The sequence below is a fragment of the Anaerotignum neopropionicum genome, from assembly GCF_001571775.1.
Classification (GTDB): Bacteria; Bacillota; Clostridia; order Lachnospirales; family Anaerotignaceae; genus Chakrabartyella; species Chakrabartyella neopropionicum.
Genome location: NZ_LRVM01000013.1, coordinates 57149 through 73329, shown reverse-complemented (window position 1 = coordinate 73329; position 16181 = coordinate 57149). Strand labels below are relative to the sequence as shown.

The window sequence follows — 16181 nt, the reverse complement described above, 5'->3', positions numbered from 1 at the left end:
GATCAAACTCTTAAATTAAAGTTTTGTCCTAACCAGATAATCTGGCTACTTTCCGATTTTTTCGAAATCGGCAAACTCTTTTGTCTTTTCGCACCTTGCGGTGCTTTGAATTGACTATGGGTTGTGTTTTTTCAAACGCTATTCTATTTTCAAAGTTCACAGCACTTTCACAGCGCAGAATTTATTATATCTAAGTTGAGTCATATTGTCAAGCACTATTTTCACTTTTTTTCATTTTATTTTATTTCCTTGCAAGAATCCCTAAAAATCAACGATTTCTCGGAACGCTTCTCCAATGCTTTTTGTAACAATCAGTGCCGCCTTGTGATCATAGGGCGTTGTTGATTTATTAATCAAAACCATTTTTTTGCCACGATAATAGTTTATCAGCCCTGCGGCTGGATAAACATTTAAGCTTGTACCTCCGATAATCAATACATCCGCATTTGTAATAAACTCAACTGATTTTTGAATTATTTCACCATTTAAGCTTTCCTCGTAAAGAACAACATCAGGACGTACCACACCGCCGCAAATATTGCATCTGGTTATTCCCTCATCCTTTGTTACATAGTCCAGAGGAAATTCCATCCCACACTTTACACAATAATTACGATAAAGCGTTCCGTGAAGCTCCAAAACATTTTTACTGCCTGCCTTTTGATGCAAATCATCAATATTTTGGGTAATTACAGCCTTCAGCTTGCCTTCCGCCTCCAGCTTAGCTAAAGCCTTGTGGCAATCATTAGGTTGTGCATGGGGATACAACAGCGTCTTTTTATAATATTTAAAAAAGACCTCCGGATTTTGTTGAAAGAATGAATGGCTGAGAATTGTTTCCGGTCTATATCCATACTCACTCATGGCAGAAAAAATCCCGTTTTCGCTGCGAAAATCGGGCAACCCGCTTTCCGTAGAAACGCCTGCGCCACCAAAAAAGACTATATTATCGCTTTCTTTCATCCATTTTTTCAGCAGTGCTAATTTTTCTTCCAAAAAATTCCCTCCCCTGCAATGAAACAAAATGCTAGAGACTAAAAACACGACTCTTCCAAACTGTTTAAATATTACTATATCACAATTTAGTTATTTTTTCAATATTGTCTTGCAACTTTCATTGTACAGATAATTATACTTTTATTGGCAATTATTATTTTTGTCTATATTTATTCACCAAATTCCCTTATGCGTGTAATTTATTCAGTGTCAATTAATGTATATAGGAAAAATACTGTGTCCTCTATAATATACAATACATTAAAGTCATTATATTTTTTTAATTGTTTTTTAGATTTCATAAACAGTTATAAAAAAGCGGTGTCAGGCTTCCCATGCCAAAACACCACCCTTTTTATTAGATCTAATTTCTTTTCGTTAAAAATCGTTCAATTTTACTTATGCAAACCTTTAATTCTTCCATGCTGTAAGCATAAGATATTCGAATAAACCCTTCCCCGCATTCGCCGAAGGCATTTCCAGGAACAACGGCAACACCGCCTTCAAATAGCAGCTTTTCGCAAAATTCCTCAGAACCAAGTCCTGTTTTTTGAATAGACGGGAATACATAAAATGCCCCCTTAGGCTCAAAGCAAGTCAGTCCCAGCCTATTAAATTCGCCAATTAAGTATTTTCGTCTTTCGTCATAGGCTTCCCGCATTCCTCGAATATCCTCATCACAAAGAGCATCATCCCGCAGAGCCTCAATGGCAGCCTGTTGGCTCATGACTGGTGCACTCATTACTACATAGGCATGAATTTTATTCATTTCCCGAATCAGCTCTTTCGGCCCTGCTGCATAGCCCAAACGCCAGCCCGTCATTGCAAAAGATTTGGAAAAACCATTTAACACTATGGTTCTTTCATACATCCCATCAATTGCTGCAATGGAAACATGATCCTTACCACCATAGGTTAACTCCGCATAAATTTCATCGGAAATCACCAGTAAATCATGCTGAATGAGAATCGGCGCAATTTTTTCCAAATCCTCTTTCTCCATAATCGCCCCTGTGGGATTATTGGGATAAGGAAGGAGGATTGCCTTTGTTTTCTCCGTAATGGCTTCTTCCAACTCCTCAGGCGTAAGTTTAAAATCATTTTCCACCTTCGTTGTAACGATAACTGGCACGCCATGCTGTAAAATAATGGCCGGTTTATAGGAAACATAGCATGGCTCAATCACCAAAACCTCATCCCCCGGCTCTAAAATTGTGCGTAATGCCACATCGATGGCCTCTGACGCACCAATGGTACACATGATTTGATCTGCGGGATCATAAACCGTTTGAAAGCGTCTTTCTAAGTAATGAGCAATACGCTCCCGTAAAGCAGGCATCCCTAAGTTCGCTGTATATCTGGTTTTTCCCTCCTCCAGCAAATCTATGGCAGCTTTTCTTACATGCTGAGGTGTCTTAAAATCCGGTTCGCCAACCCCCAAGGATACAACCCCCGACATAGTTGCAACAACATCAAAAAATTTCCGAATTCCCGAAGGGGGTAATTCGGCTACTCTTTTTGCCACAAAATTTCTCATTTTCATCAGCCCTTCTCTTATGTTCGTCTATTATTGAAAATTCACTTGATATATAGCATCGCTTTTGGGTTCCTCCAGCGATTTTATACCGTTGTTTGTAACCAAACTGCGCTTCGTTTTTGTTATTTTTCCAATTACCGCTGCCTCTATTCCATTTTCCGCCAGTGCATCCAATAGTTCTCTCCCATTATCTGTTGTGATAATCATCGTTCCACTGGAAATCAGCCCCAACGGATCTATCTGCGCTTCCTTGCAAATCAATCTTGTTTCTTCCTTCATAGGAATTTTATTCGCCCAAAGCTCTACCCCCGTTTGTGAACATTCCGCCACTTCCCAAACAGCACCTAAAATGCCCCCCTCTGTGGCATCATGCATTGACGTTGCACCGTATGCGACTGCAATAGAAGCCTCCCTTCCCACGGAAAGAAACTTCTTCATGTTTTGTGCCCTTTGGATGATCTCCAAGGGCAGCCGCTTTTCCAATATTTTCTCATATTCCTTGGCAATAATAGCTGTACCTTCCAACCCTGCCCATTTGGTCATAATCACATCCTGCCCAACCTTGGCGCCACCCGTCATAATGACTTTTCTCGCCCTGCTCTTTCCAATTACAGCCGCAGAAACAATGGGTTTGCAAACTGCATCGGTAACCTCGGTATGCCCACCTAAGATTTCTACTCCCAATTCTTCCGCCGCCTTCATTGCCCCCTCCATGATTTCCGTCAAATCCTCTTCGCCGCTTCCCTGGGGAAGCAAAACAGTCAGTAAAATCCCCACCGGCTCTGCCCCTGCGGAAAAAATATCGTTGCAATTAATCTGAACAGCCAAATAGCCAATATCCTTCGCCGCCCCCGTAATAGGATCCGTAGAAAGCACGCACATCTCCCCTTGCAGATCAATCACAGAGCAGTCCTCCCCCGTTTTCGGGCGCAATACAACATCCTCCCGCTTTACGCTGTTTTTGCTGATAGGGTTCATTACAATTTTCTCCAGTATTTCAGGAGGTATTTTTCCAATTTTAAACATTCTCCCAGCCCTTTCCTACAGAAAGTACCTCTGAACAATTGGTGCTTCAGAGGTACTCATTTTATTATCTCTTATTGTATACCATAGGAATTATCACCCACATTGCCGATTTGGGTATTATTTGCTTGTGAAAAAGGCGTGCTAATCGTCTGCGTTGCTGTTTCCGCCTTTTTTGTCCCTACGGTCACTTCATCTGCAACAGCACGATAGGATGAGCTGCTAAACCGCTCCTTGCTTACTTGCTTGCCATTCTCCAAAACTGTTTTATACACCGAAACCTTTGCGCCCGTTCTGCCGGTAAAGGTGATTTCTCTTTCCCCTTCCGCCTTTTCAGGGTCTTCCTTCACAATTTCATCCGGTTTTGGAATAGTTGCCTCATAAACCGTTTGAAACTCTACCTCTCGCCCGGCATCATGAATTTCATGTCCGTAAATGTTTACCTTCAGCACGCCGTTTGCCACAGATGCTTCTATGTAAACGGGATAATCTGTATCATTTTTAATTTTCAAATCCTTATAAGTATCAGCAACGGCCGCGTCCCTGCCCAAAGGAACATACCCTACGGTCATGGAATGGGGGTGTCTTTCCACAATTTCCAATTCCGCATAAATAGCCGCATTGTATAGAGTGGAGCTGATTTGACAAACACCGCCGCCCATTCCTGCTTCAACCTTGCCATTTACATATACCCCTGCATCACGATACCCACGTTCATAGGTCTGCTCGCCTAAGCCTTCCATTGCGGAAAAAACCTCACCCGGAGCAATAATTGTACCGTTGATATACTTACAACCAACCGCCAGATTGGTATTTCTATTCTTGTCATTGGCAGTGAATTTTGTGGAATAAGAACCAATTAAATCCGTTACCTTTTGATTATCCTCATAGGTAATTTTAGGTTCTGTTAAATCTGCCACTATTGCGGCCCTTCCGCTCTTTTTGCCCTCCATAACACGATCCACATTCAGCATAGTACCTTCCAAATCCATTTTGCGCCCTTCCACTTCTTTGGAAATGACGAATTTCCCTTTTTCTCGTGTCATGGTACTATTTTGTGCTTCCTGATCAAATTCCTCAGCAATCTCAATCAATTTATCCTGCATTTTGATTTCATCATAAGTGAACTCCAAAGGAATTTCTTCCCCGTTCTTGATCAAAGACGAAACCACCTGCATATTTTCTTTTTCAGTACCTGTTCTGCCTACGCTGTAAGCAAGCTCCACCGCATCTTGAACCTTATACTCAGCACCAATTTCCTGAAAAGAATATTCCCATTCCTCCTCCTCAAAAAAAAGCACCAGCTTTTGGGTTGCGGCATTTGCCCCATGGGTATCAATTAATAAACTGGCAGCCTCTTCCTTGCTTAAGCCGCTTACATCTATTCCATCAATGGTAATTCCAGGATAAATCCCCTTTTGGGCCAAAATATCCTTGAGCTTTTGGTTTTGCGTATTTGCATAAGCAAAATACCCGCCTGCCGCACATATGCATAAAGCCAAAAGACCAACAAAAACTTTGGTCATCGTTTTCTTTGGCTGGCTTCTAAATCGTTTCCCGCCATTACTTTGTTCCATTCGTCCTCCCCCTATTTCTACGGCTACGTTCAAAATATAAATAATAATATCTTCCTATTTCATTATAGTCTGAATTATTATGAAACTTGCTTTTTCATTTCCTTATAGCCTATCGTTTTTTTCTACAATATTTGTCAATAAAAAATACTTCATTATGTAAATGACCGATTTTCACAAATGGCCAATATATCTATCATAACGGAGTATTTTTTAAATTACAATATATTTTATTATAATTAACATTACATTTTTATTACATTACAGGAAATTTTTTCAATTTCCGCGTTTCTTCTTTGCCGCTGCCAGTTTTTCCGCTGTGCTTGCAGGCTTGCTTTCTTGTGGTGTTTTTTCTACCTCCGCCTTAGGAGATAGCTCTTTTTTTTGTGGGTTCATTTTTCCAGTCTGCATGGGCTTTTGCCTTAATTTCAAGCTTGTTTTTGGCACCGCCTTTGCTCTATTCCACCCAGCAAAAACTATGCCCTCCATTCGCAAAATCAAAAACGAAAAACGTCTGAATGCAATGTCTAATAAAAATAAAATCAGACCCAACAGCATAAAAAATACGGATAAATCCTTTTGGCTTACGACTGGGAAAGGCTGGGTTTCAAAAACCTGACTGCCGCTTTCCAAAATCCGTCCGCCGCTTGCAGCCACAATTTGCTGCAATACAGAAGCGCCTGCGCCCTTTCGTGTCATGTCGTATTCAGAGGGATAGGAGAGAACAAAGCCTGTATTGTAGTACTCCGTTTTTCCATCCTTTTCAATGGAAAGATTTGCAACATAGGCGCCTTCCTCTGCCGTTGGAAGCTCACCCTCATAAATTCCAGGGGCTGTCATAATAAATTGGGGATTATATTCCTCGCCTTGGGAATTTAATACACTTGCCTTAATTTTGTTTATGCCTTCATCAAAAGGCATCTCCAAGCGCAAGCTGCTTTTTTGGGCACCGCTTTGTGCCGTCAATTTAATATCCTGAGCCATTTGCGCATTGATCACCCAGCCCAAGGCATTTCTTAATAAACCGCTTCCTTCCTTCGCCGCTAACCAATCCTTTGTCCATGCGCCTCCTACATCAGGCGTCCATGCCACCGTTCTGCCCAAGCCATATTGCCAAGCTGCAAGGATGGGTTCTTCTTTGTCGCTGACCAAAATAATATCTCCACGACTTTTTCCCGTTGTTCCAATATATCCCCCCAGCAAAGGAACTGATACAATATCAGATAAAATTGCTGATGCATCCTTTTGCTGAGGATAAAAATTTCGGTTATTCAGATATTCCTTTCCTGCAAGCAATGTTTCCTTGGCAAAAATACTGGGTAAATCCGTAAATTCGTCGGTAAAATAATATCGTCCGTTTCCCGACTCTGCCAATTTGCGCAGCAGGGTTGTATCTGCACCACCACCAACGGCTACCGAAGAAAGGGTAATTCCGTTTTCCTTTATTTTGGCCAAAACAGACCCATAACCCTCCTGTTCAGCCTGACCATCGGTTAGCAAAATAATATGCTTTTCCTTTGCATTGGTTCGGGATAACGTATTTACCGCTTCCGCTAAGCCGGGTAAAATACTGGTTCCGCCACCTACTTGAATTTTGCCGATTTGTTCCTCTATGGCAGCTTTGTTTCCGCTTACCAATGTCATAGGAACCGCCCATTCGAACTTGTCATCAAAGGCAATAATCCCCACCTGATCCTTTTCCTTAAAGCCGTCCAGACTGCGTATTGCCGCTTCCTTCGCCATCTCCAGCTGCGTAATTCCGTATTGGCCGGCGCTCATGCTTCCTGAACGGTCAATAACCATAATCATTGCCAAATCCGGCTCCTCGCCCTCTGTTTTCAGCTCCATATCAACGGGAAGCATATCCTCAAGGAGGGTGTTAAGATATCCACCAAGGGCATAGGCTTCATCACCGCCGCTCACAATCAAGCCGCCACCCAATATCCGCACATACGCCTCTAAAACCTCTAAAAAGCCATCGGGCAGAGCTTCCGCCGAAACATTCGCCATAACCACACAATCATAGCTTTGCAGCCGCTCCGTAGACACAGGAGCCGCCCCAGCCGTCACCATATCCACCTGCAATTGGGCAGCGGAAATAATACCGTTCCACCCCTCACATGCCTGTCTCTCTCCAATCAATAAAACTCTGGGAACATCGTCGATATAGGTATAGGCGTAGGATTTATTGTTTTTGCTTTGGGTATCCTTCTCAGGCGTAATTTCCGCCCTATAAACCACACCGCCGCCATTTGCAGTAATATCCGAAAATACAATGCGGCTTTCCCCTGCTGTAATGCTGATTTGTTCATTGGCAATCAGCGTATTTCCTTTGTAAAGACGAATTCCCACGGGTGTATCCACATTGGAGTCAATGCGCACGGCAATATCATAAGCAGTATTTTTATTAATCAAGGATGGCAATTCCAAATCTGTAATTTGAACCTCCTGATCTGTTTTCTGTTCTAACGCATACACATCAATTGTTACCCCTTGGGCGGATAACGACCTTGCCTCAAGCAATGCTTCGTTTATGGTTTCCTCACCATCAGAAACCAAAACAATACGCTTTGCCGCATCAGCGGGCAATATGGCCCCTGCAAGCTTAAGCGCCGAGGCCAAATCCGAAGCACCTTCATCCACATAGGTTAAAAAGCTCTCCGTCGGCAAAACGCCCTCCTGCGTGGGCATCATTTCCACCCCTGCATCCTTGCCAAAGCACACCATGCCTACGCTGTCTTTATTCCCTCGAGCCTCATTCGCTTCTTTCATAAAATCGGTAAAATCCAGCGCCTTTACACTGGCTGAACGGTCAATTGCAAATACCGTAGAGATGATATCCGATTTTTGGGAAATCTGGGGGACAGCCATAGCCATTACAATGCAAACACATACTGCAATCCTAATTCCAGAATGAAGTCTACGGCGAAAAGCAGATGCAAACCGCCCGTTCCTTGCCCCATACCAAACAAATCCAATCAGAAAAGGCAAAAGCCATAGCCAATAAGGCTTCATAAAATTAATGCTCATGGCAATTCACCCACCATTCTATCATTAAAATCATACATAACAGCAAAAGCAACAGATTTCTCAAGGGTTTTCCGGCACGAATGGTTTTTACCTGTGCCCCCTCAGAATCCGTTTTTTCTCCCTGCAAAGACAAATCGGACTCGCCCACAACCTTTGGATTCATGCCAAAGATTTGCGTCGTTTGGTGCTCGCTCCCATCTTCCTCAACGAGGGAATAAAAGCCTGTTTTCTGTGTTTGAGAAAAAGGCAGAGCAGGAAACGGCGGCGCAATAAGAATCTTATTTTCTTGGGGCGTAATCACCCAAGCCTTTTGGGTTTCCGGACGCAAAGAAAAAGAAATTGTACCCCCCGCCTGCTGTTGCATCAAGGCTGCTTCTCCTCCGGGAAAATACCATTCGGCAAGACGATAGATTAATATAGGAAATCCCCCGTTTAAAGGCAAATCCGAATCGTGGAGGTCAAAGCCAAAAATAGCCATTTTCCTCCCTTGATACTCGCCGAATACGGCTAAAACATCTTCTCCCGCACGAATCAAGGGCTTGCCCCAGCTTGCCTGAATTGGGTTTGCCTTAGAAACCTCAAAGGAAATGGAGGAAATATCCGTAAGACCCGTGTTTTCCAAGGTGCGTGCCGTAGCTGTAATATCCTTTTGGGCACTCATTGCCACATAATCATTTGCTGCGGGTTGAAACAGCAGCACGAAGCCGTCCTGGGGTAATTTTTCCGGCAGGCAACCATCATAAATATATAAGCCATATCCGGATGCCTCCGTTGCCTTTTCGGGTGTGGTTTTATATAATTCCACATTGTCAATTAAAGAAAAAACCTTCTCCAAAAACAAATTATTTTCCGTAATCAGCAGTACCTTTTCGCTGCTAGCTGAGGAAACTCCTTCATAGCGCATATTATCCGCCTGCAAATCATCCTCGGGGAACAGCCGAACCATGATGGATTTTGTATCCTTTGGTACACCACGGAACGTAACATCCACCGAATCCCCTCTTGCAAGGGTATAGCTTTTTGTATCAAACACCATGCCATCGGCATAAAGGGTAACTGTTTTTTCTTCTCCGCCGACGCCCCAATTTTCCAAGCGGGTCAAGACGGAAAGGCCATTCTCCTGTTGGGCATAGGAAAGCATGGAAAGTGCGCTATTATTGCCGCCTTTATTATAGATCTGCTCTTGCACAGGCAAATCGCCCAAACTGCCATAATTATCACTGAACATAAGAATTTCACCGCCAAGAACATCACGTTCCGCCGATAAAATTTCTTTTGCCTTATCCCAAGCTACGCCGCCGTCTGTGGCCTCGGCCTCTTGAATACAGCGTAAGACCTCCTGTTTTTCTTGGGTACCGCTTAGCAGCAAAGCAGGTTCGTCCTGTAAAAGCACCAGAGAAAAAGAGGACTGGGGTGCCGCTTCCTCAACCATACGAAGCATGTCCTTTTTTGCCGCTAAAAATCGGCTTCCTTCCACATCTGTCGCTTGCATGCTCACAGAGCAATCCAAGGCCAAAACATAATCCACCACCTGGCTTTTCCCCATAATATACGGGCCGCCAAGAGCAATTGCCAAAACTGCCGCCGCCGCAATTTGCAAAAAAAGGAGAATATTTTTTCTCAGCTTCTGCCAAGGCTCTTGCGCTTTCGATTCGGGAATGGCTTTTTTCCAAAGGTACAGACTAGGTACTTTGGTTTCTTTATATTTTTGTTTCAACAAATACATTAAAATAATCACAGGTACCGCCAGCAAAGCAAGCAATCCCCACGGTGTAAAAAAACGCATACGCCGCCTCCTTTCTGTGCAAGTTCAAGTTCAAGTTCTCAGGACTCTGTCCCGAACCCTGCAAGCCTTTGAAAAGGCTTGAGCGAAACTTTATACGCAAAAATATTCATTTTTGCTATGTGAGGTAAGTTTTTTATAAATTAATTTTTCCAGTGGTGCGTACAAGTAAGCCTTACAGTCAGTTTTAGGTTTTAGGTTTTTATTTTATACCTTTAAGCAGCCAGATGAATTTAGTTTCATTTTCTACAAAGCTTAGGACTTCTCAAAAACTGCTTTAAATGTGATATTTTTAATAAAGCTTTTTATAAAGTACGATATCGCTTTATTGGGTAAAAACCAATTAAAAACACAGTTCAAAGTACCTTCTATTTCTCCAATGTTGAGAAATAATCAGAAACCAACTGGCGCATACCATAAGGTGTATTTTGTTCCTCCAAGGCTTTCATGGCATCATTTTGATAGCTATGAAATACCTGTTCATAGGGTAAGCGTTCGCCCTCATCACCAATCATTTTTTGCTGCGTCAAAGATGTGTCGCCGCCTTCTGTCTTTGTTCCATTTACCTGCGTATCATAATCGGCCTTATCCGCCGCTTTTCTTGTAAATATTTCTTCGCCGTCAATATGCCCCGTTCCTCGGCCATTGCCACCGGCACCCTGTCCTTGGCCCTGTCCTTGGCCCTGTCCTTGGCCTTGTCCCTGTCCTTGGCCCTGTCCTTGGCCTTGGCCTTGGCCGTTTTGTGGCATTTGGGCATTCCCATCGCCCAACGCCTTATTGGCATTTTGCAACGCTTCCCTTAGTTCTGCGTTTTGTACGCTTTGTGCGGTCATCTGCTCACTAAGCTGATCTAAAAGCTCCGAAGAAACCGTTCCGTTTTCCATTGCTTCTGCCAACTGTTCCAATGCCTTTGCCAAGTCCTCATTAGACATTTGCGCCGCCGCCGCTCCCATCTGCTTGCCCAACGCCGCAAGCTGCTCCTTGGTGAGCTGTTTCAGCTGCTCTTGAAGCTTTGCCATGGCTTCCTTTATTGCTTGGGTATCGCCTTGTTCTGCCGCTGTGGCCAGGGGCGCCGTAATCTCCTGCTTCGCGAATTCCTCTGCCAGCTGCTTCAGATCCTTGGAAACGCTGTCTTTTTGAAGCTTTTTTAGCTCTTGCTGGGCTTTTTGAACTGCCGCTTCTCCGTCTTCCTTACTGGCAACACGCCTCAACTCTTTGGAAAGAGCTTTCATCTCCTTTTGCAAAAGCTTCTTTTCTTCTGTGGATAACACTTCATCCTTTTGTACATCCTTTATTACCTTTTCTATTTGCTCCAGCTTTGCTTTGGCATAAAGCTCGGCTTTTTCTTCCCGTGGCGAAGGCAAAAAGCCCGTTGCCATGGTTAAGGTGATAATCAAAAGCATCCAAAGAAACAGCTTTTTTGGCAATTGCAGTCGATAGGCCTTGGCAAAATCCAGTTGTCCGCCAAGGGTAATTCCGTCTTCTATGGCCAATTTCTCCATTTTAGAGGGTTCTTTTTTTGCAATAACTCCAAAGCAGTTATCATGCGTTCTTTCCCACCCAAAGCGTCCGCCATTGCCGCTGTTTCCTGCAATTTAGGGCGTTTGGCTATAGTAAAACCAACCGAAAGGAGGAATGCAATTGCAAAAACCCCAACCAAAAGCCTGTCTGCATTGGGCATAAAAATAATTTTTGACAGCAAAACAACGGCAAGCCCAACTACACTTGCCGCCAGCCAAAATTTTACCAGCCTTTGTAAAAAACCTTCCCAAAAAAGCTTTCTTTTCAATGGAGCTAACAGGGTTTGTAACTTGCCCATAGCCAATTCCTCGCTTTTTCTTTATTTTTTTGTTTTAGGAGCTTTGTTTTTTTGCTTGTGCTCCCGCACAGGATTGATTAAGCCTGCTGCCAAGGCAATGAAAACAGAGCCAATCACAAGCTGAAATACCATATGCAGCACCCAAAGATTTTTCGCTGCCCAAAGGGTAAACGAATTTTTGCCAATCCCATTTTCAAAAAATACATCATTCACAATATTGGTACCCATCTGATTATCCATTAAAGAGAAAAATCCAACACCGGGATTGGGAATTAATTTTATAAGTGTGGAAATAGTAGAAAGCTGATCATATCCTCTTACCGCCATGGGCAGTAATACCAAAAGCAGTGTACCAAAGCACAAAATACCTGTAAAAATATAAACCAGCATAATGGACACCACCGTTTTTTTATAAATACAAGAGAAAAATACGGAAATGCCACCTAGCATAAAGGCTGTCGTCAATGTAAAGCAAACAAGTGTCAATACGGAGCCAATGCCCACGCTGCCAAAATAAAACACAATAGAGAAAACGGGCAGTGTGCTTACAATCAGCAATAGGACAAATGCCATGGAGGACAGAAGCTTACCAATCACAATGGAAAAAGGTGAAAGCTTTGTCACCAACAGCAAATCCAGGGTTTGCCGTTCCCGCTCCCCACTGATACTGCCTGCAGTCAATGCCGGTACTGATAATACAATCAAAGCCATCTGGATTGAACCCAATACAATATATAAATATACAACACTTTGGGGATCAAACGTAAATCGGTAGGATTGATACACGCTGGTGTAAAAGAAAATAATGGCCCCCGTTGTCATCATGGATAAATAAAACGTTAATACTGCGAAGTTTTTCCATCCACGCAAGGAGGTAATTGCCTCTCTTCTTAAAACCGGATTCATCATATGCTCTCACCTCCCGTTATTTGCATAAACACTTCTTCCAAGTTTCCTTCCTTTTCTTTAAAGGAAAGAATAGGAATTTCCGCCAATATCAGTTGCTTTAAAACATTTGACAGCTGATCATTTGTACCTGTAAATTCAAACTCCACGTCCCTTGTATTTTCCACAACGGCACGAATAAAGGGCTGTTCCTTTAGAATTTGAATTGCCCTCTCCACATCATTTAACGGCTGCACATGGATCATCCGCTTTTGACTCAGCTTTTGCATAATTTCCTGAACAGAACCCTGTGCCGCTAATTTCCCTTGGTTAATAATGCAGATTTCCGTACACATTTCCGCCAGCTCAGGCAAAATATGTGAGCTAATGATAATGGTTTTTCCCATTTCCTGCAGCTGCTTTAAAACCTCTTTGATCTCCACTCTTGCTCGCGGATCAAGGCCGGAGGCGGGTTCGTCCAATATCAAAAGCTCGGGGTCATGGACAAGGCTTCGCGCCAAGCAAAGTCTTTGCTTCATCCCCCTTGATAAGGAATCCACATAAAAATCCTTTTTGTGTGAAAGATCAACAATTTCCAAAAGATTATCAATAATCGGACCTCTTTCCTTATAAGAAATCCCATAAGCTCCTGCAAAAAAATCCATATATTCCGTTACCTTTAGGTTATCGTACACACCAAAAAAATCCGGCATGTATCCAATTTTTTCCCGCAATACACGAGGATTTTTTGTTACTTCTACCTCATCAATCATTACACTGCCGGAAGTAGCATTCAACAGCCCAGCCATAATACGCATCGTCGTGGTTTTGCCGGCACCATTGGGGCCAACAAAACCGCAAACCGATCCTTTTTCAACCGCTAACGTCAGGTGATCCACTGCGGTAAATTTCCCATAATTTTTTACTAAACCATCAATTTTCAACAAACAGACCACCCCCTTGAATCAATAATTCAGGAACTCCCCATTCCCTTTCCTTCAAACAATACATGCTGAGTTTCACACAATTGCTTTCGTCAACGTAGTTTTCCGCATCTACAGGCTTTTTCAAAGAAATTTCATCCCAAACCTGTGTCTTATTATTAAATATTTTTATATCATTGGGAATAGACTCCCCACGGTTGCTTAAAACCTGTATTTCCATGCGATCAATCCTTATGCCTTCCGGAATGGTATAGGTCACATTAAATTCTGCATCATCAAAAGAATATATGCCCGCCCCGTAATTATACTTATAATTATCAAACTTTGATGATGAATCAACTGTTCCGTTTAAGCCCACCTCAAATTCTTCCTGCTTTGATAGCTCCAACGAGAAGTTTTGCATATACATCGTCAAATTGTTTTCCAGCACCTGCTTGCCATTTATTTTCTTCTCGCCATCTAAAATGGGTGATTCACTAAAGCCAAAAAAAGTAACAGGGATCAATTCGGAATTATCTTGATAAACATAGAACTCTCGCAATAAATCCTGTTCCATATAGCTCAAATAAGCCTCATTTCTTGTGATTTCACCGTTGGCAACCTTCGTTCTGACCTCTTGATAGTTGCCGCCATAAAACACTTGGTCTACATCTGCCAAATCCTTCGTTCTTATATCTACTTCTAGGGTTTGGCCCGCCTTTAATTGATCAAATTCCTGCACATAATCGTTTAATAATAATACAACATGATAGAAATCCACGTTTGTATGATTTATGATTTCTCCCACAAATTTTCCATCTTTCATAACAACAGTGCTTTCCACATTTCCGCCCAAATCCACACTGTGTTGCGTTCTTATATATTGTGTTGCCCAGCTTGGTGTATCCGGAAATTTCACCTCCGTTGTATCTCCGCATAAAATCCTGTAGGCACATTTTTCCTTTTTCGTTCCCTCCATATTGTAATAATAATCTTCATCCATATTAATATTTAAAGGAATTTTTTCATCAGAGGTTAACGTCACATCTCCCTTACCGGAGGATTTTAGTGCCATGCCAATATCGGCACTTGCCATAGTTGAGCCTTCTTGCATAGAAACATAGGCCACGGTATTTATCATGCCGTTCTTATAAGAACTGCTTTGTGCCAAAAAGAATACCAGTCCCATAAAAACAAGGGAAATTGCCGGGATAAGAACCCAGCCTTTTTCTCGTTTATCCCTTTTCTTTAAAATAAAATAGAGAAGAGGCCCGGTAATTAAAATATAAACCACGATTGCCCCTATAATGAATGAGATAGAACTCATTGCAAAAGGAGGAAAGTCCCCTGCAATATAACGTAAGCGGTCATAATAACGGTTATATTCATACACATTTACGGTAAAGGACTGTGCTGCGACTTGCTTTAAAGCTTCCTGCAGCATATCTAAGGTAGCACTTTGCCCTGCCATAGGTGTTGCAGACAAGGAGAAATGGCTTAGCACAACGTGGCCCTCTCCCATTGAAACCACAGAGAAGAGCTCGCTCTCTCTATCACCCCATAAGTCGGAAAGGTTTTCTCCCCTTAACTGTGCCAAAGCAATATCCCCTGTTACACCCCGCAATTCAGAAATCGTCGCTATGCCTTCTGTCTTAATATCGGATAAAAAGCTCAAGCCTCTTAGTGTTTTTTGTGCCGAAGCACCCGTTCCCACTGCCAAGGTTCCGCCTTCCAAAATCCACTGATGAAGGGCATCCAGCTGCGCCTTGGTTAGAACCGAAGCATCAAAATCATCTATAATCAAAGCCGAATAACTTTCCATGATTCCTATGGAGCTAGGAAAAGTATTCTCATCCAAAAAAACGGGGAAATCATAATTCTTGTTTAATTCCCTGCGATACATCTCCTCGTCTTCCATAACTTCCTCTGCCATTTGGGCAAGGTGAATATTGCTCAAATATTTCAAATCCTGGGCACTGTCACTAAGCACGCCAATCATAAGCGTATTTGGATCTTTTGCCGTCAAAAACACATAGTCCTGATATAACTTATTGCCTTTTTCATCCACCAGGGAAACCTCAATATATTTATAAATACTCCCCATGTTAGCTTCCATTTCAATCGCCTTCGATGCGCCCTGCTCTAAATCCAGCTTTTGATAATAGATTGCGTATTCTTTATTCAAACGCGTTTCCCGCATGTAGGCCTTAATTTGCACCTCGCCATGGAAAGCCTCCCCGCGATTGGTAACCACACCTTGTACAGGCATTGCTCTTTCCACAATATATTTTCCATCAAAGCCTGCCTGCAGCTCAACGGAAAATTGATCCTTGCCAAAGCTTTTCAATGAAGCAACGGTGTCATCCACTTCGGCCTCATCCCCATTGTTGCTGACTGCTACGGTTGTTGCCGATTTACTAATAGGTGCAGCAAAAATGGTAAATGGTGCAATCAGACTTAAAACCATAATCATTGCCAAAATTAAGGCAATGATGGCCAATACCTTTTTCTTCAATTCCTGTTTCTTATGATAATTCATAGTCCCCTCCGCAATTTATTTAATCCTTAAGAAAGCTCTTCTATGTATTTGAAATCAGCTTCATTGAAAAAA

11 protein-coding genes are annotated in these 16181 nt (G+C 42.6%); all 11 read right to left on the bottom strand.

Annotated features, from left to right (window positions below):
- Nucleotides 1-261: 261 nt before the first annotated feature.
- A complete protein-coding gene (locus CLNEO_RS14050) occupies nt 262-996 on the bottom strand; it encodes an NAD-dependent protein deacylase (RefSeq protein WP_066090502.1) in 735 nt (244 codons plus the stop codon).
- 364 nt (nt 997-1360) lie between these two features.
- A complete protein-coding gene (locus CLNEO_RS14045; RefSeq protein ID WP_066090514.1) occupies nt 1361-2533 on the bottom strand; it encodes a pyridoxal phosphate-dependent aminotransferase in 1173 nt (390 codons plus the stop codon).
- 30 nt (nt 2534-2563) lie between these two features.
- Nucleotides 2564-3559, bottom strand: a complete 996-nt coding sequence (locus CLNEO_RS14040) for an AIR synthase family protein (protein ID WP_066090500.1) — start codon at nt 3557-3559, stop codon at nt 2564-2566.
- Between the two features lie 71 nt (nt 3560-3630).
- The gene (locus CLNEO_RS14035; protein ID WP_066090497.1) at nt 3631-5133 is read right to left on the bottom strand and encodes a VanW family protein; all 1503 of its coding nucleotides are present in this window, start codon (nt 5131-5133) and stop codon (nt 3631-3633) included.
- Nucleotides 5134-5406: 273 nt separating this feature from the next.
- Nucleotides 5407-8160: a VWA domain-containing protein gene (locus tag CLNEO_RS14030; protein ID WP_066090494.1), complete on the bottom strand. Its 2754-nt coding sequence runs from the start codon at nt 8158-8160 to the stop codon at nt 5407-5409.
- Entirely contained in the window at nt 8150-9946 is a 1797-nt protein-coding gene (locus CLNEO_RS14025) for a vWA domain-containing protein (protein ID WP_066090492.1), read from the bottom strand. The genes CLNEO_RS14030 and CLNEO_RS14025 overlap by 11 nt, the downstream gene beginning before the upstream one ends.
- A 365-nt stretch (nt 9947-10311) precedes the next feature.
- A complete protein-coding gene (locus CLNEO_RS14020; RefSeq protein ID WP_066090490.1) occupies nt 10312-11445 on the bottom strand; it encodes a hypothetical protein in 1134 nt (377 codons plus the stop codon).
- Nucleotides 11427-11762, bottom strand: a complete 336-nt coding sequence (locus CLNEO_RS14015; RefSeq protein ID WP_066090487.1) for a hypothetical protein — start codon at nt 11760-11762, stop codon at nt 11427-11429. The genes CLNEO_RS14020 and CLNEO_RS14015 overlap by 19 nt, the downstream gene beginning before the upstream one ends.
- Before the next feature lie 21 nt (nt 11763-11783).
- Entirely contained in the window at nt 11784-12671 is an 888-nt protein-coding gene (locus CLNEO_RS14010; protein WP_066090485.1) for an ABC transporter permease, read from the bottom strand.
- Nucleotides 12668-13594 (bottom strand): ABC transporter ATP-binding protein, encoded by a 927-nt coding sequence (locus CLNEO_RS14005; RefSeq protein WP_066090482.1) that lies wholly within the window; start codon nt 13592-13594, stop codon nt 12668-12670. Before CLNEO_RS14005 ends, CLNEO_RS14010 begins: the two co-directional genes overlap by 4 nt.
- Entirely contained in the window at nt 13581-16109 is a 2529-nt protein-coding gene (locus CLNEO_RS14000) for a hypothetical protein (protein ID WP_066090479.1), read from the bottom strand. Before CLNEO_RS14000 ends, CLNEO_RS14005 begins: the two co-directional genes overlap by 14 nt.
- Nucleotides 16110-16181 lie beyond the last annotated feature (72 nt).

Excerpts from the sequence above, each read along its gene's own strand:
- CLNEO_RS14045 (WP_066090514.1), bottom strand. The coding sequence starts at position 2,533 with ATGAGAAATTTTGTGGCAAAAAGAGTAGCCGAATTACCCCCTTCGGGA.
- CLNEO_RS14040 (WP_066090500.1), bottom strand. The coding sequence starts at position 3,559 with ATGTTTAAAATTGGAAAAATACCTCCTGAAATACTGGAGAAAATTGTA.
- CLNEO_RS14035 (WP_066090497.1), bottom strand. The coding sequence starts at position 5,133 with ATGGAACAAAGTAATGGCGGGAAACGATTTAGAAGCCAGCCAAAGAAA.
- CLNEO_RS14030 (WP_066090494.1), bottom strand. The coding sequence starts at position 8,160 with ATGAGCATTAATTTTATGAAGCCTTATTGGCTATGGCTTTTGCCTTTT.
- CLNEO_RS14025 (WP_066090492.1), bottom strand. The coding sequence starts at position 9,946 with ATGCGTTTTTTTACACCGTGGGGATTGCTTGCTTTGCTGGCGGTACCT.
- CLNEO_RS14020 (WP_066090490.1), bottom strand. The coding sequence starts at position 11,445 with ATGGAGAAATTGGCCATAGAAGACGGAATTACCCTTGGCGGACAACTG.
- CLNEO_RS14015 (WP_066090487.1), bottom strand. The coding sequence starts at position 11,762 with ATGGGCAAGTTACAAACCCTGTTAGCTCCATTGAAAAGAAAGCTTTTT.
- CLNEO_RS14010 (WP_066090485.1), bottom strand. The coding sequence starts at position 12,671 with ATGATGAATCCGGTTTTAAGAAGAGAGGCAATTACCTCCTTGCGTGGA.
- CLNEO_RS14000 (WP_066090479.1), bottom strand. The coding sequence starts at position 16,109 with ATGAATTATCATAAGAAACAGGAATTGAAGAAAAAGGTATTGGCCATC.